Here is a 16,647-nt window from a genome sequence, read left to right as displayed (position 1 = left end):
CTTGGCGTTCCCGTAGACCTTGGCGTTCCCGTAGACCTTGGCGTTCCCGTAGACCCAGGCGTTCCCGTCTTGGGATAGGTTTTCTTCCTTTTCTATATAGCCACCAATTTCTCCGGCAGCTATGGAGGCAAACGCCGTCACGCACACAATCTGGTGCAAAGTGAGGCCATAGACCTCTTTCGTCTCTCCTGTAAATTTATATTTTTGCATTGGTTTTCTATTGGTTATTGCTCCTCATACCGTGAGGGCGGGACGGTTTTGCGAAACCGTCAAAAGCTTTCGTGGTGGGGCAGTCAGGGGAAAACCCGGAATGCGGGGATTTTCCGGCCTGGAGCTCGGCGTTGTCTATCTCGATAACCAGCCATGCCATTGCGGCAATGAGCAGGCCACAGGCTCCCGCGCCCAGCATTTCAAAAAAAGCCTTCATGCTGCAGCCCCCCTTCTCCTGCTTCTGCTTGGAGGAAGAATATTGACATCCTTCCCTTGCTCGGGGAGGCTTGATGCTTTGTCTCTCTGGTGGATGTAACGCCACACAGACAGTGCAGAAAACTCATAAGGGCAAGCTTTAGATCCGGTGCCTGGCAGCGGTTTAAGCTCGCCGGACTTAACCAGGGAAAGAATGCGTTCCCGGCCCCACCTGGTCACGAACCGTACATCATCCAGTGTAACGACGGCCTGTCCATGAAAAGCTGCGATAGCCTGCGCCTCGTCAGAATCCGGAAGACCGGCGGCAGCGGCTTCCGGAGAAGATGGAATGGGAGAATTGGCAAGCGCTCTTAGCGCTCCGGCAATGGCTTCCAGGGCGTCTGCCAGGGTAGCCATCGTTTTTCTGTCCGAGTTCATATCAAGAGGTAGGGTTAAAGCTCGTACCAGCCAAGCTGGATAAATTCGTCAATCAGGGCGTCTTCCATGGTTCAGTCGGTATGACCATCGGGATTGTCGGTCGTGGCGTGATCCCGTTCGTACTGCACCAGGGCGTTTTCGAGGGCTGCAGCTGCGGTTTCGTGCTCGTTCATGAGCCGTTCGGCTTCCGCGTGACTCACGGCCACATCATCCACCCGGATGCAGCGATCTTCATTGTCGTATTCGATAATCATTGTTAGAATTGAAAGGTTTAGGGTTATTGGTTACACTCTTTACCATGTTTGAAGGAATCAGTTGGGCCAACATCATTGAAGGAATATCCGTTACTGTTGGTTCCGCAGTCGTGTTGACTCTCATCTACCGGTTCAGAAAAATCATTGCCGCTTGGCTGAAAAGGAGGTTTAACCGCATTGTCCGCTCCATGAAAATAAGCCAGTGCTTCCCGCGCCACACTCTTGAGTTCCGCCGTCTCATCCGCCAGAATCGCCAGCTTACGAGTATCAATGACCGGCTGCGTGTAAAGCTTGGCAAGCTGGACCTCCAAGGAACTCAACGAGAAGAACAACTGCGAGAGGCACAGCAGAATCTTCTCATCTTTGCTCTGGATCGTGGAGAATGGGAGTTGGCGGATGCCACCATTAAGCTCCGATGGGCGCTCGAGTTCACCCAACTTGTTGCTGGTTCTTGTCTTGAGGAAGAGTTTCTTCGCCGGGACGTTCGTATTAATTACGCAAGGAACGAGAAAAGAGATACTTACATTATCACTCATAAAGGAAGAAAATTTCTTTTTGACAGGGGAGTATTTCCTTCGAATTGATTTTTTGTTCATGCCGCGGGCTTTTTCGTTGTGTTTGGTGATCATTTCTGCTCCTTTCTGACGCCCGCCATGAAGGCGTCTATATCTTGAATATTATATCTGATAAGCCCTTCTCTATCCCCATCATGAGGACGAATAAAACGTACTGCGCCCCTTTCCATAGCTTCCAATAAATAGCGGCTTATCGACGACCGGCTCATGTCGTAACGCTTGGCAAGCGTCTTCTGGCTGGCCCACACAATTTCTCCTTCCCCTGAGCGATCTATTTTTCCTGCATCTCCCCTTAAACGCTCCAATAGCCATTCCGACCAGACAAGAGCAGCTTCCACATTGAGGGGAGCTTTCCCGTTGCCTTCGTTGATCAACTTCGTCAAGGGGTTGTTTTCTTCAAATTTCATATAATGTCTTGATGAGAATTTCTTTTTCGCAATATGATGGCGTCAGCAGCAAAGGCGATATAGGCCAGAAGCAACATCACGCTGAATGAACCGAACAGGCATATCAGCAAAATACAGTCCAAAGGTTTCATGCGGAGGGTTTCTTGGGTTGAAGGGTTTGGTCACAAGGTGGTTCACCACCTTTGGGTAAAAAAATATGCTCTCTAGGGATATGCCTTTCAATAGGTGGTTCACCACCTGCAAGCAAAAAAACTATTTGCCCGGAAAGAGATCTTTGCTCCTTCCTTGCACGTAATTTTATCCGCTCAAACAAATCCATAGGAAGATTAATTGTTATTTGTTTTTTTTCGTATTTCCCTCGCAATGTTTTCATAGTCTTCTGGTGTGAGATTTATGTTTTGAGTTTGTTGTATTAAATAAGCCGTAATGATTTCCGTCATAGTCATATTCAGCTCGCGCGCTCTCTTTTGAAATTTGCGGAAGAGAACGATCGGTATCCATACCGAAATCTGCTTTTTGTCTATCTTCCGTTGACTGGGCATGGGCATATCATGCATGGTGGTTAACCACCAGTCAACACTAATTTTCATTTTTTCTGAATGTTTTTCATTCAAAAATATCATATTATAATCTCTACTATTTTCTTCATTATTGATAATAAGCATATAATGTAAATAAATTGGTACATACACATCAACTTGGACGATACTAGAAAGTTTTATTCCAAAGTCGCTGATAACGCAGCCGAATACGGGAAACTTACAAATTAGGCTGTCCGGACAGATTGTGTAAATTGCTTTCATAATTTGGAATTATATTTGTTAGATAAGCAAGATTTACCATTGGTAAATCTTCTTGCAAGAATAATTTTACCAAAGGTAAAAATACCCAGAAAAAACTTGCTAGAATTTGCCCTATGGTAAATATGTGGACATGGATGAATTGAAAAACCGTATCCGAAAATGTTTGGCTGAAACCGGCATCACCAGGGCTGAATTTGCAGACTTATGCGGTATCTGTAAAGGACAGTTGGATAAATGGCTTTCAACGGCTTCAATACCTCCAGGGCGACGGCAACTCGTCGAACGCATAATCCGAGAACTATATGCCAAGCGTCATATAGATAATGGAGATGACGAAACTCCTAAAATCATTACGCTACCAGTATCACCTACTCGCTACCGCAATATGCAGCATGTGGCGGAACTTCACGGCCTCACACTGCCAGAGTGGGTGGATGAGGTGCTAGGAGCGCTGTCAGATGTCCGGTGTAGACGATAAGATCCCATTATCCCTAATCAAATCAGCTAATGAATATCAAATTATCACTCACAACCGGGAAACAGCTTAATCAAGAGGAACATGAAAAAGCGGAAAATGAAAGACATTTACAAGCTCTCACCGCCCAAATAAACCTCGCCAAAATTGAACGACAAGATAGAGAGCGTCACTTAATTGAAAATATCATTACTGGGTCTCAAGCCTCCTTAGACAAGGCTCTCCTGACTATTTCTTCTTCGGCTATTGCCCTCTCCTACTACTTTGTTCGAGATGGTTTTGATCCATCAACGGGCTGGATGCTGATTACTTCTTGGGTAGGCTGGTGCGTGACAATTGCCGCTTCTATTGTAGCTATCATTACTTCCATTCAAGCAAATGCACGTCACTCACAAGCTATAGCAGATGCTGATCCAATTGGTGACAATCCGTTTCCAAATTCACAAAATACCCTTTCTAACAAAATTACTATTTTCTTGAACTGGTTTGGAGGTGGAGTATTTTGCTTCTCTGCGATCTTAATGACTGCATTTGGGTATATTAATCTTCATAAAATCATGGAAGACAAAGAGAAAGAAGTAAAAATACATGCTGTCAAATCTCGTTTAGAACGAGAGAACACACCTGGTTATGATGAGGTACAAGCTGGACGCGTAAATGTTTCATCTCCTAGAAATATTGATGTTTCAACTATACTTGGAAACAAAAACGAATCTAAGGAAAAAGATAGATAGCTCATCAGTTCGGCCGGGAGCCTCACACATTCAGCCAAAAAAGTAATGATAGACAAATGGCTGTCTACGGTTCCCATCCCCGCTGACAAACAGCGGCTGCTGGACAACCTCATTGATAGTCACTACGCCAAGGTGTACAGGGAAACAGACGTACATATCAGGGTCTCCAATGAGCGTTACCGGCTTATCCAAATTGAGGCGGCAAGACGGGGATTGACGACGGAAGAATGGCTTGATGCTACGTTGCATCTTCACACGGCTATGCCATACCGAGGGCAGTAAAAATCCCCCGCTTCCACAAGGAAACGGGGGAATAGTAACTACACTGCTTCTGCGGGCCTCCCCAAGAACTTATTCACAAAGTAAACTTGACCTTTGCCTGTCACTTTCGTGGTTCGGGTCACAACGTTGGTTCCTTTGGAGTCAATATAGGCGCCTTTCTTGACCTCAAAAAGTCCAAGCTCCATAGCCCGTTGGGTGGGAAGATTGTGATCCGTACCGCTCTTGCACAGGTAACCTTCTTCCCGGAGTTGTCGGAAAAGACGGTTCTGGCCGATGTCGATATGGTTCTGGTGCAGAAATCTTGCTAGCTCGCGGATGGAGATGGAGCTGTTGGAGGCCATCACGGCATCGGTGAAAAGCACCTTGGGAGAATCTTCCGCAGCTTTCGCCTCAAGAGCCCTCCTCTTCTCTCGTTCGGTCTTCAACGCCTGAAGAGTCAGAATCATGGTGTCCGGGTCGGCCAGCATCTCTTCCAGCTTGGTCTCTGTTGCGTAGGCTCCATATTTCCGGATGGAGGGTAGGACTTCGGCCGTCACCCACTTTTTGAACTTCTTCGCCTCCGGCTTGCGGGAGCGGAGAATCAGGGAGTAGAGTCCGGATTCGTTGATGATGAGAGGAGTGCGACCTCCATTTTGAGCAATGTCTATAGTATAGTCATTGGACAAATCTATTTCATCTTCCTCCAGAATGGCTCGCAGGTTATTCGTTCGGAGCTCCAGCGCATCACAAACATCTTTTGCGACAAACCAGGGTTCCCCGTCCTTCACCACGGCGCGGACCGTGCAATTCAGGGTTTCGTTCTGGAACGGCACTACACCGTTCTGCGGCATCAAGGCATTTTCACCTTGCGGACTTCTGTCTACTATGTTAATAGTCATATGTTTTGATTGATTGGGGTCTCCCCCAGTGTGAAGGTCACCTGTTCCCGCAGGTGGCCTTCGTTATTTTTGGATGAACCGCATGTCCACGGGTAGCTTGCTCAAGCCACGGAAGTTCTTTTCTTGCTTCGTTCTTCCAGCCAGGCTTTCACCTTTTCCAGATCGTAGCGGGGGCGGGAACCACGGCGAGGTTCCGTGACTCTGCCGATGTAGATGCAGGGCATTCCCATGCGAGCCCACATAGAAACGGTATTTTTATGTACTCGGAGTGACTGCGCAAGTTCTGCAGCAGTTAGATTGTTGATGTCGTTCATATGTGACATGTGTTATCATACCAACATATGCAAAGTCCACTAAAATGTTTTGTCATAAATTGAAATCACTCATATGCGGCTTGACATATCACATGGAATCACACTATATAAATCTATGGACGACGAAAAAGATCCTCAAGCCTCCTATAAGCAGGAGGTCAGAGCCTGGCTTCGAGAGCGTGGTCTTTCTATGAAGTGGCTGGCTAGTTGGTTGGGGAAGTCAGAAGGAACAGTTAAAAATTGGTTTTACGGCGGAAATCCTATTATTGAAGAGAATGTTGATAGTATTGATGCACTTCTGGTAAACTATTATAATGACAATCGCTATCATTTTATAAATCCGGATTTCGATCCATCTCCAAAGGCGTATAATATTCCCAAGAAACAATTTTACATTGCTGTGATTGATGAAGCTGATGCTTCATTGATAGCATATGCCTTAAATGCTGAAATAGAGAATGTTTTTTATAACCCATCCTCAGAGACTCCTATTAATGGGAAATACGTATCAATAATTACCAATGTCCTTACAAGCAAAACTCGTGAACTACTGCTTCAAGAGAGGGAAAAATGTAAAAAGAAAAATATTAAGTTTGATATTCTCATAATGGAGCAAGCTGAAGCTTCTATGATTTCCTTGTCTGATATTCCAACAGATGAATATTGGGGAGTTGTAGGAAGTAATAATTTTCCACTTCTGTATGCGAGGGTAGCTGCAAAAATAGCTGGTTTTTCAAACTTTAGCGAATGGGTTGCAAGCGTATTGAAAAAGTGGGCAGAAGAACGCATTAATAACGACTTAGATAGTTTTTTAAACAAAGAAGAATGCCCACCCATGCCATGGGGCACTATGGACGACGAAATCCCATTCTAAAATCCCCCTATCAAAAACGTAAAACCAAGCCCGGCATCTGCTGGGCTTTTTTGTTCCCTCTCCAGAAGCATCACCTCTTGTTTTCCTTGTTTCGGTATGATATATTCAAGAAATGCACTCGAAAAGTGACATCAAGAAATGGCTCAAAGAAAACGGAAAGGATTGTAATTGGCTTGCCGAACAATGTGGAGTCAGCATTCATACCGTCTATGGCTGGATGTCCTCGCGTCGTCCTATTCCCGTAAGTTCACGAGCCCGCATTGAAGAGTTGATAGGTGAGGTTGAACCACCCTTGGGAGTAATCCGAGGAGTGGAACCGGGTAGTCTGGAAGCCCTGCAATTGGAAAACACCATCCTCCGGGGCTGGATTGCGTTGCATCTCAAGCCTGGGGAAGTAGTTGATATTGATGAATGGGTTCAAAGTCGAATAGAGAACAAACGGATTCCTTAAAATGTTGGAAATAACCATTTTAAACCATCTTTGAGGGAGTTAAGCACATTATTTACAAACTCTTTCATTCCATGGTATTATGATTTGCATATGAAAGTGTTCTCTCTCATTTTCGCGGCTATTTCTCTCATTGCATTCTCGGATGCGCATCCTGGCGGATTGGACGCCAATGGAGGCCATTACAACCGCAAGACGGGCGAATATCACTACCACCGAAAACCTGCGCCCAAACCCTCGGCAGAAGAAAAAGCGTACTGGATCAGTTCAACAGGAAAGACCCACAATAAAGGGTGCCGATACTACCGGGCTTGCAAAGGACATGCCAGCGATACGCCAAGCGGCGTGAATTGCAAGATTTGTGGAGGAGCCTCGAAACAATAACCTCACCAACCTGCTATGTCCGATAAAAATAGTAGCACTCTACACCTCATCAAAAACTATCTATAAAAATAGAATTATAATATATGTCCACAAAAGTTTTTATCAGTTGGAGTGGAGAGCTTAGCAAACAAGTTGCCGAACTTTTCAAAAAATGGCTTCCTTCCGTTATACAAGATATTGATCCATTTTTTAGTAAAACAGATATTAGTAAAGGAGGAAAAGGCCTTGAGCTTGTATTGCAAAATATGCGAGATTCAAAAATAGCTATTTCATGTTTAACAAAGTGTAACAAAGAAAAACCCTGGATAGAATTTGAAGCTGGTTTTTTAGATGGCTTAAAGGTTCCTGTATGTGGATTTTTAATCAATATTTCGGATCAAGAAATTAATTATCCCATGAAGCAATTTCAACTTACAGTCCCTGAAAGAAACGATATGTTTAATTTATTAAGAACCATAAATTCTTATTGCAGGAATCCTATTTCAGAAGATCAACTTAGGTCAGAATTTAATGATAAATGGAGAAGATTTTTAAAAATATTTAATAAAATTATTTCATCAACAAATGAACCTATAACAAATGAAGAACAAATTGAAGCCCTAACTCAAAAAATCAATAACCTACAAGAACAGTTAAATATTTCTCAAGCTGTAAATGATAGCTTAAGAGAAGAGCTCAGTAAACCTCGTCCTGCTGTACTCTCATAAAGCAAGATGCTTCATAGCCTCTTCTATGGCTTCAGAATCCGGACGGAAGTATACCCGTTCAATCTCTTCAGAATCATGCCCCACAATCACCCGGCAGAGGTCGGCGGGCACCCCAGCCAGCCTCAAGGCGGTAACAGCGGTTGCCCGTAAACTATGGAAGGATAATTCGGCCATATTTCTTCTAGCTCCTGCTTTCGTCTCCTTTTTTGACTCAATGAATCCGTGCTGTTTTAGGAGATTGTTGAATTCAATAGACAGCTTGGAAACACGGTTCCCAGCTTGAGCATATCTCATGGCAGCCAGGGGGAAAATGTATTCGCTCACCTGATTTTTCAGCCGGCCCTCCAATACATCTTTTAGGGGAGCAAGAATTGGTTTGTTCATCCTCCGCTTGGTTTTCTCCGTTGTCATGGCTATCAGGCCGCCTTTCAAGTTCACCTGCTCCCACCGGAGGGTTGCAATATCTCCTAAACGCTGCCCTCCTGTATAAAGACATACCCGGATCATGTCAGGCCACTCTCCCGGCAGTATTTCCGTCAAGCGCCGTACTTCTTCCATTGTGAATGCCCGGCGCTCCTGTTTATCGGCCCTATTTATCTTCCCGGGTGTTACATTGCGGAAAGGGTTGTTCTCAATGACCTGAGCTTCCACGGCTCTGTTAAAAGCGGCACGGAGACAATCAGTCAAATTCTTTGCAGTTCCCGATGAAACCCTTTCCAGTTCGTTTTCCATGAAGCGCCGGGCATGGTCAGACGTCACCATGTCCAACGGAATATCCTGAGAGTTTCCCAGCAAGAGAAGAAACCGTCTCACTGCTACCCGGTCATTCTTCAGTGTTCCCGGCTGACGTGTCTGCATCCATTCCGTCAGGTATTCCCTTACCCCTTGCATATATCTCTTTCCTTTCAAAAGCGTCCTGGTTTTCTTCTCCCCAATAATGCCTTTGATCGTGGAAGCATCCACCCGCTGGCCAAGTGCTGCCTTTTCAAGTTCTTGTGCCACGAGACGCGCGCTGGCCTCGTTTTGCTTCATTATAGCAGCCTTTGTCTTTCCCGGAGGAATGACGGAAGGGACAATAGGAATCCCTGTTGTTTTCACCTGTTGCTTTCCCGCAACATAGTAGGAAGCAAACCATGTGTTATTTCTTTTTTTCAACCCGGCCATAATAGTGAGTAATTTTGTGATGTACCTTACAGAAACAAGAAAATGTACCTTGTGATGTACCTTGACACGGTAGCGTATTATGGTGCTTTATGGAAAGCAGGAAATGAAAAACCCTTGCAAAATCAAGGCTTTTGCAAGGGTTTGGAAAAGGAAAAGTGGTGGGTAGAGAAGGATTCGAACCTTCGAAAGCGAATGCTAACAGATTTACAGTCTGCCCCCTTTGACCGCTCGGGAATCTACCCACTTGAAGTGATGTGCGGCGAATGTATAGGGATTCCTGCGCCTTAGCAAGTTTTTTTTATAAAAAGTAAGCACGCCCAACGGCCGGAAGCTCTTAGGCAGCAGTCATGTCTCCGGACGGAAAAAGGAAGGGCGTTTGATCAAGCCCGGACCGCCCGGAACGGCCTGAACGGAGGAGGAAAAACAGGTTCCGGACAGGGAAGAGTGCGGACCTTGGAAACGCCGTTCCTACGGCTCTCCCACATACACGGGAGCGCGGCTGTCCGGGGAATCTGCGTCCAGCTGCTCCAGCTGGGGCAGGATATTTTCCATGCTTTCCCAGACGGCGGGGACCATCTTGATTCCGGTTCCAAACCGGGCCGCAATCATCAGGGCGTCAGACGGGCGGGCGTCCAGCTCCACCAGCTTGTCCATGACTTCATTGGCGGCCTCCACGGCTACGCGGGCATAAAAGACTTCATCCTTGCGGCCATTGATGAGCACCAGCCTCACCCGGCATTCCATGGCGGATAAAAAGTGCGCCAGCAGGGAAGACGTATCCGGCCGCACCGGGCGTTCCCCGTTCAGGCTGCGTTCCAGCGCCATGCCGTCCGCCAGTTCCATGAACATCACGCCCACCTTGCCGGTCAGCGGATCACGCAGGCATACTCCCGCACCCGCCCGGGTATAGAGCAGCGCGTACAGTTCCAGGGTAATCAGCTTTTCATCCGGCATGGAGGGCGAACATTAAATGTTAAAAACCGGGATTGATGACGCGTTCCGTATACCGGGCGGCCACCTTGACGTATTTTTCAGCCCATTTGCGGTTGTTGGCCTGGGATTCCGGCCCCAGGTCCTTCACCACCTTGGCGGGGGAACCCAGCACCAGGGAATTGGGAGGAATAACGGTGCCCTTGGTCACCAGCGCGCCGGCGCCCACCACGGACCCCTGGCCGATCACCGCCCCGTCCAGAATGATGGAACCCATGCCGATCAGGCAGTTGTCCTCCACCGTGCAGGCGTGCAGAATCACCCCATGGCCCACAGTCACGTAGCTGCCCACGTAGCAGCCGAAGTCGTCCGCCAGATGGATGCAGCTGTTGTCCTGAATATTGGAGTAGTCCCCAATAACAATCTTGTTGATGTCCGCGCGCAGCGTGGTGTGGTACCAGATGCTGGCGTGCTCTCCAATGGTAACATCTCCGATCAGGTCGGCGCTCTGCGCCACAAAAGCGGTATCCGCCACTTTGGGCCAGAAGTTCGCGTAAGGTTCTCGTGCCATATAGGTCATGTATTAGTTGAACTTAAGACAGCATGCCAGCCTAAAAACGTTCATTCCACAGGTATGCCGCTGCCGCAGACAAACACGGCCCCACCTTTGCGGGAATGAAAGGGAAGGCATGGGCACCTGCCATGCTAGCGCTCTTCCCGGATGCCTTTCTTGCTGTTCTTCTCCCGCTTTTCCGCATCCTTGCGCAGGGCGGAGGCTTTTTTCTCATTGCCGCCCTTTTCGTAATATCCGGCGATTTTTTTCTGGATGGAGACTTCCTTCTTCACCTTGAAATAGTCGTCCGACTTGGTCCGGATATAACGGTTGTAGGAAGACTCCGCCTCCTTGGCCAGCTGCAGCACGGCATCCTGGTCCTGGGAAACATACCGGTAATACTGCCCCATCAATGCTTCAAACACTTCCGCACGGCGTGCGTAGTCCTTCATGGATTTCCGGTACAGGGAAGCCACTCCCGCCTTGTCCCCATTCTCCATCAGGATATCCGCCTGGCGCTTGATGGCGGCGGAAGTCAGGTCGCTGCGGCCTTCATCCGTTTCCTTTTCCAGCTTTTTCAGGTCACGGGCCACATTACGCTTGTTGATGGAGGGGTCCCTCAGGGGGAAAATGTATTCATCCTCCACACGGGAAGCCATGGCCAGGTAATCCGGACGGGAACGGAACTTGCGCTTGATCACGCTCACCAGCGCGTCCCATTCCTCCAGCTTTGTTCCGCTTTCCGGGCGGCCCATCAGTTCAATCAGGCGTTCCCAGCCCAGGGGGCTTCCGGGAGTGGTCTGCGTGGCGGCGTCCAGCATCACCTTGACGCAATCCGGCTTCTGCATTTCTTCAAACAGGTCCGCCAGGGAAAGATAATCCAGGGAGGTGTCCAGCCGGGCTCCGTTCACCTTCTTGTCCATGCCCTGGAGAAGGGTGGATTCATGTTTGGATTTGCGGTTGTGCGGATGGGAAAAATGCCCTGTGTTGTACCCGTACCCGCCATAGGACTGCCAGGTTTCATCCGTTGTAAGCAGGTTGATCCAGGCGTGCGGCCCGCGGTTGCCGTCCCCGGTAACGTAAGCGGAGGGAATGCCGTTGCACTTGGCGGTATTCACGGCAAAATAGGCTTGGTCCATGCAGATGCCGCCTTCATCCAGAATCTCCTGAAAGGTATAATTCTTATACGGGTCCTTGCCCAGGGCGGCGCGGTCCATCCGGTAACGGATCATGGAATAAGCGCCCCCCCAGCCTTTACGGGTAAGACGCACTTTTTTGCGAGCCCAGTCCATTTCCGACCTCGGCAGACGCACATCCACCACGAACAATAGCTCGGAAGGGCTTAATTTGGTAATATCTGTCAGCAGCTCATGGGCTTCATCCATCTCCATGAAGTACTCAAACACCTGCTCCAGCGTCAGAGGCGTGGTAGAGATATTGCTGGAAGAAGAGGCACGCAGCTTGGACGGAGCGGAGGCAATGCGCGGATCCAGCATGGCACAAGCCAGAGCCAGGGAAGAATACTTGCTCCGCGGCATGGCGGAGGTCTTCATCCAGAATTCCGCCCACTTCCGCAGGATGCCGCCCCACTGCTCCTTAGGAGTTTGCTCCCGCGCCATCGTGCGCAGGAAAAGCCTCAGGGGATCGGAGGGGTCCGAAAAGAGCCATGGATAAAAATATCTGGGGGAACTTTCCTGGATCTGCTCCTGAATGGTTTCCGGCCCCACCTTGCTGATGAGCTGGTACAACTCATTGGCCCGTATCAAAAACGGGCTTTGCTCATACATGGTCCCGTCAAATTTGCCGAATTTAATGACCTTCACGGCGTCCCGTTCCAGGTTGGAGCGTAGAAAACCAGCGTATAAATCATAGCGTCCCGTTTCCAGAGCCAGATTGAAGGCGTCCGTAAACAATTTCCTGTTGGCGGCATTATTGGCCTTCAAACTGACCAGCAGGACGGGCTTCTTGAAAATCTCCAGCCGCGGGTCTTCCTCCTGCACCACAGGTTCCTCCTTCGGCTCTGCGGGAGCCGGCTCCACTGCTTCCGGTTTCTTCTGCTGCCGTTTTCTGGCCGCTTCTTCTGCGGCCAGGCGCTCCGCTTCCAGCCGCGCTTTCTCCGCCGCCTCCGCACGCGCCCGTTCCTCTGCAGCCTTGCGCGCCAGTTCCAGTTCCGCGGCCTTGCGTGCACGGGCCGCCTTTTCTTCCGCCTCCTTTCTGGCCGCCAGTTCTGCGGCTTCCGCTTCCCTTTGAACGGAAATACGGTGATAGACCACACCGCCGCCGGCAAGAGCCAGCACCAGGATAATCGTCATGATAATGCCCCCGGAGGAAGACTTTTTATATCTGGGGGAGCCGGGACGTAAAGGATTGCCAGGGTTCATCAGGTACAGTTTGAGAAGGTTGGGACAGTTTGGGCCAGGGCGGAAAAACGGTCCCCACCCTGTTCCACTTCACATAAAAGCGTAATACCTTTCCAACGTCAACTTGAAACGGCTTCCTTCACCGGAGAATCCATCTTCCGGAATGTGTTAAGAACCAGTCCAAGTGCTTTTTCCTTGTATTTTGAAGTTCGTTTTATAGGATCAAGTTTCCGTGTGTTCCCAAAAACACGGTAAAAATACAAACATCCTGCTGATTATTCCCTGAACTCTCTCTTTTTTACTGACTATGAATATTTTTCATGCTCTTCGGCTCCTTTTTGCCGTCAGCTCTGCAGTACTCCTCTCCGGAACAGCGCCCGGCGCTGACATCGTGCTGCCCCCGCCGGACAAGAAGGGAGGCAAGCCTCTCATGCAGGTCCTGAAGGAACGGCATTCCACCAGATCCTTTGCCAACAAACCCATCCCTCTGGAAATTCTGTCTTCCCTGCTGTGGGCGGCGCAGGGCGTCAACCGGGATGATCCGGATTACCGTACGGCGCCGTCCTCCAGGAATTCCAACGAAATAGAAATCTACGTCGTTCTTCCGGAAGGCGCCTATCTTTACAAACCGGAAACCCACCAATTGGCCCAAGTAGTTCAGGGTGATCTGAGAGCCGCCACAGGAACACAGGAATTTGTGGCTTCCGCGCCATTGAACCTGGTCTATGTGGTAGACCAGTCCAAACAGCCCGGAGACTTTGACACCAAAAGAAAACTGGTCACAGCCTGCACGGGCGTGGGCTTCATCGGAGAAAACGTCTACCTCTTCTGCACTTCCGCCGGCATCGGCACGGTCTTCCGTGCCATGCTGGATGCCGACTATCTTCAGCAGCAGCTCAAACTCCCCATCTTCAAAAAAGTCCTGTACGCCCAGAGCGTCGGTTATCCTCCCCATTCCTGAAAGAAGCCATGAACTGGAATCCTGCCGTACTGGCCGTCCTGGCGGCGGCCCTTCCTGCTGTCTGCGCGGAGACCGGGAAGGAGGCTCCCATTCCCGTCCAGGTAAAAGGCATCAAAAACTGCTATCGGCTCAGTCCTGAACTGTACCGTTCCGCACAGCCCGGCGACGAGGGGTTCAAGGCCCTGGAAAAACTGGGGATCAAGTCCGTCCTGAACCTGCGGGAATACCACAGCGACGCCGACAATGCGGGGCATGGCCCGCTACGCCTGTACCGCATTAAACTGGCGGCCGGAAAAGTGACACGGGAAGAACTCATGAGCTGCCTCCTGGTCATTAGCAGTGCACCCAAGCCCGTTCTGGTACACTGCTGGCATGGAGCCGACCGCACCGGGATTGTCTGCGCCGCCTACCGTATCGTCATGCAGGACTGGACGCCGGAAAAAGCGCTTGAGGAACTGACGGACGAGCGCTTCGGGCATCACCAGTCCTATTACTCCAACCTTGCAGAACTGGTCAGGAGTACGGACTGGAAGGCCTTTAAAGCGGAATTCCGGCAAAAACGGCAGATGAAAGACGCCTGACTTCAAGGCTACGGTTCTTCCTCTGGTCCGTTTCCCTGGGAAGCCCCAGACAGAAGCCACGGCACCTTTACCACTGGTTGTCCAGATTCCTGGTATTTACTTTTCCGGCTTCCTTGTTGCGTTCCTTCATGCCGCGGATGGGCTTGGGTTCCTTTTCATGAAGGTCAAGAATATCAATCACGTTTTCCCCTTTTTTCAGGAACGGAGCCGGCACGTACAGCCTTAATTGAGGCCCCACATTCCAATACCGTCCCACATTGATGCCGTTCACCCACACATACCCCTTGGCATAACGGGACATGTCCAGGAACGTATCCTGGGGTTCCTCAATATTCAGCACAGCCCGGAAATGCGCTCCTTCCCGATTCGCGGAAGGGCCTTTCCCCTTGGGTGCCTGGACAATGGATGAAGCTTTCAGGGGAAGCGCCCTTACCGTCCAGTTCTTCAATTCACGCCTTCCCAGCTTCACGTCTCCGTACAGGCCCTTGCGGTCGCTTTCCATGCTGATGTGGAAATTAATATGGCCCATGGCCTCCACCAGGATTTCCAGCGTTCCGGGCTTCTTTCGTTCCGGCAGCTCTATGCTCTTCTGCCCCAAGCGGCGGTCCAGCGTGCCGACCAGCTCCCCGTTTAAATATACCTGGGCATAATCATTGAGGTTAGTGAATTCCAGCTTTTCAGCCGGACCCGCCGGAACGGAAGTAGTGTAAATGGCCATGCCCTGGTTCTGGTTCCACTGCTCAAAATAGGGCGGCTGCGGGAATTTGGACCGGAACGGCTTGGGCAGGTTCTCCCAAAGGCCGGCATGCACCACGGGCGTGAACTCCGGAATCTCCATGGCCGGAATATCCGCGGGAGGTTCCGGAACAGCAACTTCCTGAGGCAGTTTTTCCAGAATAACCTCCCTCATCCGGTCGTAATATTCATTCTTCCGGCCCTGTTCATCCACAGGAGAGCCGTAATCGTAACTCGTGAGGTCCGGCTGGTATTTCCCGGGCCCTCCATTGTTGGCTCCTGCCGTGAACCCGAAGTTGGTGCCTCCGTGGAAAACGAACAGGCTGAAGGAACGCCCCTTGTCCATAAACCAGCGGACATGGTTGACGATTTCAGGGGTGGGGGCCCAGTTTCCTTCTCCCCAGTGCCGCAGCCAGCCCGGGTACGTTTCCGAGGAAAAAACGGGAACGCCCGGATTACATTTATTGGCCACGTTCCAGTGGCCGTCGTTCAGCCCCGGATCCAATCCCACGGCCACGCCGGGAAGCACCACGCCTTTCAGAAAACCTTCTCCGGCTCCGTCCGACGTGTAAAAGGGACCGAAGCCCTTTTTAGTCCAAAACTCTTTCAGCCATTCCATATACTTGCGGTCCTTCCTCTGGTAGCTGCCGTATTCGTTCTCAATCTGGGTCATCAGAATGGGGCCGCCGTTTTTAACTAAAAAAGGTTCCGCCACCCGCGCCACCGCTTCCAGATACCGCGTCTGCGCCTTCATGAACTTGGCGTCTTCCGTAGTCCTCAGCTTGGCCTTGGGATCTTTCAGCAAATAATGGGGAAGACCGCCCAGATCCCATTCTCCGCATGTATAGGGGCCGGGACGGAATAAAACCCACATGCCTTCCTCCTGGCAAATTTTGAGAAATTCTCCCAGGTTGCGGTTGCCCGTCTTAAAATCAAAGCTGCCGTCCGGCTGTTCATGGTCATTCCAGAACACGTAAAACGCAATGGTATTCAATCCCATGGCACGGGCGGTCCTGATACGGTGCCTCCAGTATTCCCTGGGAATGCGCTGGGGGTGCATCTCCGCTCCACGGATCTGGAACGGTTTTCCATTCAACATAAATTCCTGGTTCCCTTCTCCGCCGAACTTGAACACCGCACGGGAGCCTCCGGCAGGAGCAGGCCTCTGCACGTTCTGGACCGCTTCGGGACCCGCCCAGGCCAACGCGCCCATTCCGGCAGCCATCAGGGCGGCAGTCCATCTAAACCCATATTGTTTTATCATGGAGAACTGTTAATCCATTTAAAGAGGGTTGCCAATCACAATCTTACATGTCCCGCCGCATTTGCGGGCTTCCCCTTCCCTTCTTCACCAGGCTTCAGGAACTGGATAACACGATTTTTTC

General features: G+C 49.9%; 22 protein-coding genes, 1 tRNA gene and 1 pseudogene. 8 read left to right on the top strand and 16 right to left on the bottom strand.

Translation table 11 applies throughout. The annotated features are described in order from the left end of the window. The 8 genes and pseudogenes from LIO64_RS12270 to LIO64_RS12235 form a co-directional block, all read right to left on the bottom strand. Window positions 1-210 (bottom strand): annotated as a pseudogene (locus LIO64_RS12270) (polymer-forming cytoskeletal protein); the annotation flags it as partial. A gap of 7 nt (window positions 211-217) precedes the next feature. Continuing rightward, complete coding sequence (locus LIO64_RS12265; RefSeq protein ID WP_290549738.1) at window positions 218-427, bottom strand: hypothetical protein; 210 nt, start codon at window positions 425-427, stop codon at window positions 218-220. Beyond that, the gene (locus LIO64_RS12260) at window positions 424-843 is read right to left on the bottom strand and encodes a hypothetical protein (protein ID WP_290549737.1); all 420 of its coding nucleotides are present in this window, start codon (window positions 841-843) and stop codon (window positions 424-426) included. The genes LIO64_RS12265 and LIO64_RS12260 overlap by 4 nt, the downstream gene beginning before the upstream one ends. A gap of 71 nt (window positions 844-914) precedes the next feature. Continuing rightward, window positions 915-1,097 carry a hypothetical protein gene (locus LIO64_RS12255; protein WP_290549736.1) on the bottom strand — a complete coding sequence of 61 codons (183 nt, stop codon included), beginning with the start codon at window positions 1,095-1,097 and terminating at the stop codon, window positions 915-917. Between the two features lie 23 nt (window positions 1,098-1,120). After that, entirely contained in the window at window positions 1,121-1,726 is a 606-nt protein-coding gene (locus LIO64_RS12250) for a hypothetical protein (protein WP_290549735.1), read from the bottom strand. After that, window positions 1,723-2,079 (bottom strand): helix-turn-helix domain-containing protein, encoded by a 357-nt coding sequence (locus LIO64_RS12245; protein ID WP_290549734.1) that lies wholly within the window; start codon window positions 2,077-2,079, stop codon window positions 1,723-1,725. The genes LIO64_RS12250 and LIO64_RS12245 overlap by 4 nt, the downstream gene beginning before the upstream one ends. Further along, entirely contained in the window at window positions 2,076-2,210 is a 135-nt protein-coding gene (locus LIO64_RS12240; RefSeq protein ID WP_290549733.1) for a hypothetical protein, read from the bottom strand. Before LIO64_RS12240 ends, LIO64_RS12245 begins: the two co-directional genes overlap by 4 nt. Window positions 2,211-2,405: 195 nt before the next feature. Further along, window positions 2,406-2,882, bottom strand: coding sequence for a hypothetical protein (locus tag LIO64_RS12235; protein WP_290549732.1), 477 nt, complete (start codon window positions 2,880-2,882; stop codon window positions 2,406-2,408). A 130-nt stretch (window positions 2,883-3,012) separates the two neighbouring features. Between LIO64_RS12235 and LIO64_RS12230 the strand changes: the two genes are divergently transcribed. Continuing rightward, window positions 3,013-3,360, top strand: a complete 348-nt coding sequence (locus tag LIO64_RS12230) for a hypothetical protein (RefSeq protein WP_290549731.1) — start codon at window positions 3,013-3,015, stop codon at window positions 3,358-3,360. Window positions 3,361-3,389: 29 nt separating this feature from the next. Further along, complete coding sequence (locus tag LIO64_RS12225) at window positions 3,390-4,091, top strand: hypothetical protein (protein ID WP_290549730.1); 702 nt, start codon at window positions 3,390-3,392, stop codon at window positions 4,089-4,091. Window positions 4,092-4,411: 320 nt separating this feature from the next. On the opposite strand, the gene LIO64_RS12220 is transcribed toward LIO64_RS12225, so the two are convergent. Beyond that, window positions 4,412-5,251 carry a phage antirepressor KilAC domain-containing protein gene (locus LIO64_RS12220; protein ID WP_290549729.1) on the bottom strand — a complete coding sequence of 280 codons (840 nt, stop codon included), beginning with the start codon at window positions 5,249-5,251 and terminating at the stop codon, window positions 4,412-4,414. A gap of 101 nt (window positions 5,252-5,352) precedes the next feature. After that, window positions 5,353-5,481 carry a hypothetical protein gene (locus LIO64_RS12215; RefSeq protein WP_290549728.1) on the bottom strand — a complete coding sequence of 43 codons (129 nt, stop codon included), beginning with the start codon at window positions 5,479-5,481 and terminating at the stop codon, window positions 5,353-5,355. A 199-nt stretch (window positions 5,482-5,680) separates the two neighbouring features. On the opposite strand from LIO64_RS12215, the gene LIO64_RS12210 reads away from it, so the two are divergent. From LIO64_RS12210 to LIO64_RS12195, 4 genes are all read left to right on the top strand, one after another. Further along, window positions 5,681-6,439: a hypothetical protein gene (locus LIO64_RS12210; RefSeq protein WP_290549727.1), complete on the top strand. Its 759-nt coding sequence runs from the start codon at window positions 5,681-5,683 to the stop codon at window positions 6,437-6,439. Window positions 6,440-6,551: 112 nt separating this feature from the next. Then, the gene (locus LIO64_RS12205) at window positions 6,552-6,890 is read left to right on the top strand and encodes a hypothetical protein (protein WP_290549726.1); all 339 of its coding nucleotides are present in this window, start codon (window positions 6,552-6,554) and stop codon (window positions 6,888-6,890) included. A 90-nt stretch (window positions 6,891-6,980) separates the two neighbouring features. Then, a complete protein-coding gene (locus tag LIO64_RS12200; RefSeq protein WP_290549725.1) occupies window positions 6,981-7,271 on the top strand; it encodes a YHYH domain-containing protein in 291 nt (96 codons plus the stop codon). 83 nt (window positions 7,272-7,354) lie between these two features. Beyond that, entirely contained in the window at window positions 7,355-7,978 is a 624-nt protein-coding gene (locus LIO64_RS12195) for a hypothetical protein (RefSeq protein WP_290549724.1), read from the top strand. Here the strand turns inward: LIO64_RS12195 and LIO64_RS12190 are convergent. From LIO64_RS12190 to LIO64_RS12170, 5 genes are all read right to left on the bottom strand, one after another. After that, window positions 7,973-9,142, bottom strand: a complete 1,170-nt coding sequence (locus LIO64_RS12190) for a tyrosine-type recombinase/integrase (RefSeq protein ID WP_290549723.1) — start codon at window positions 9,140-9,142, stop codon at window positions 7,973-7,975. The genes LIO64_RS12195 and LIO64_RS12190 overlap by 6 nt on opposite strands. A gap of 156 nt (window positions 9,143-9,298) precedes the next feature. Further along, a tRNA-Tyr gene (locus LIO64_RS12185) sits at window positions 9,299-9,384 on the bottom strand. A 226-nt stretch (window positions 9,385-9,610) separates the two neighbouring features. Further along, window positions 9,611-10,096 (bottom strand): bifunctional nuclease domain-containing protein, encoded by a 486-nt coding sequence (locus LIO64_RS12180; protein ID WP_290549722.1) that lies wholly within the window; start codon window positions 10,094-10,096, stop codon window positions 9,611-9,613. 19 nt (window positions 10,097-10,115) lie between these two features. Continuing rightward, window positions 10,116-10,643, bottom strand: a complete 528-nt coding sequence (locus LIO64_RS12175; protein WP_290549721.1) for a gamma carbonic anhydrase family protein — start codon at window positions 10,641-10,643, stop codon at window positions 10,116-10,118. Between the two features lie 134 nt (window positions 10,644-10,777). Then, window positions 10,778-12,937, bottom strand: coding sequence for a hypothetical protein (locus tag LIO64_RS12170; RefSeq protein WP_290549720.1), 2,160 nt, complete (start codon window positions 12,935-12,937; stop codon window positions 10,778-10,780). 355 nt (window positions 12,938-13,292) lie between these two features. Between LIO64_RS12170 and LIO64_RS12165 the strand changes: the two genes are divergently transcribed. Together LIO64_RS12165 and LIO64_RS12160 are read left to right on the top strand one after the other, a co-directional pair. Further along, window positions 13,293-13,946 (top strand): nitroreductase family protein, encoded by a 654-nt coding sequence (locus LIO64_RS12165; protein WP_290549719.1) that lies wholly within the window; start codon window positions 13,293-13,295, stop codon window positions 13,944-13,946. A gap of 8 nt (window positions 13,947-13,954) precedes the next feature. Then, on the top strand, window positions 13,955-14,527 hold the full coding sequence (locus tag LIO64_RS12160) for a tyrosine-protein phosphatase (protein WP_290549718.1): 573 nt from the start codon (window positions 13,955-13,957) through the stop codon (window positions 14,525-14,527). A 67-nt stretch (window positions 14,528-14,594) separates the two neighbouring features. On the opposite strand, the gene LIO64_RS12155 is transcribed toward LIO64_RS12160, so the two are convergent. Beyond that, a complete protein-coding gene (locus LIO64_RS12155; protein WP_290549717.1) occupies window positions 14,595-16,526 on the bottom strand; it encodes a beta-galactosidase in 1,932 nt (643 codons plus the stop codon). Window positions 16,527-16,647: the final 121 nt, after the last annotated feature.

It is taken from the genome of Akkermansia sp. (genome assembly GCF_020860705.1).
Taxonomy (GTDB): domain Bacteria; phylum Verrucomicrobiota; class Verrucomicrobiia; order Verrucomicrobiales; family Akkermansiaceae; genus Akkermansia.
The sequence above is the reverse complement of the archived record's forward strand: the minus strand, read 5'-3'. Positions and strand labels throughout refer to the sequence as shown.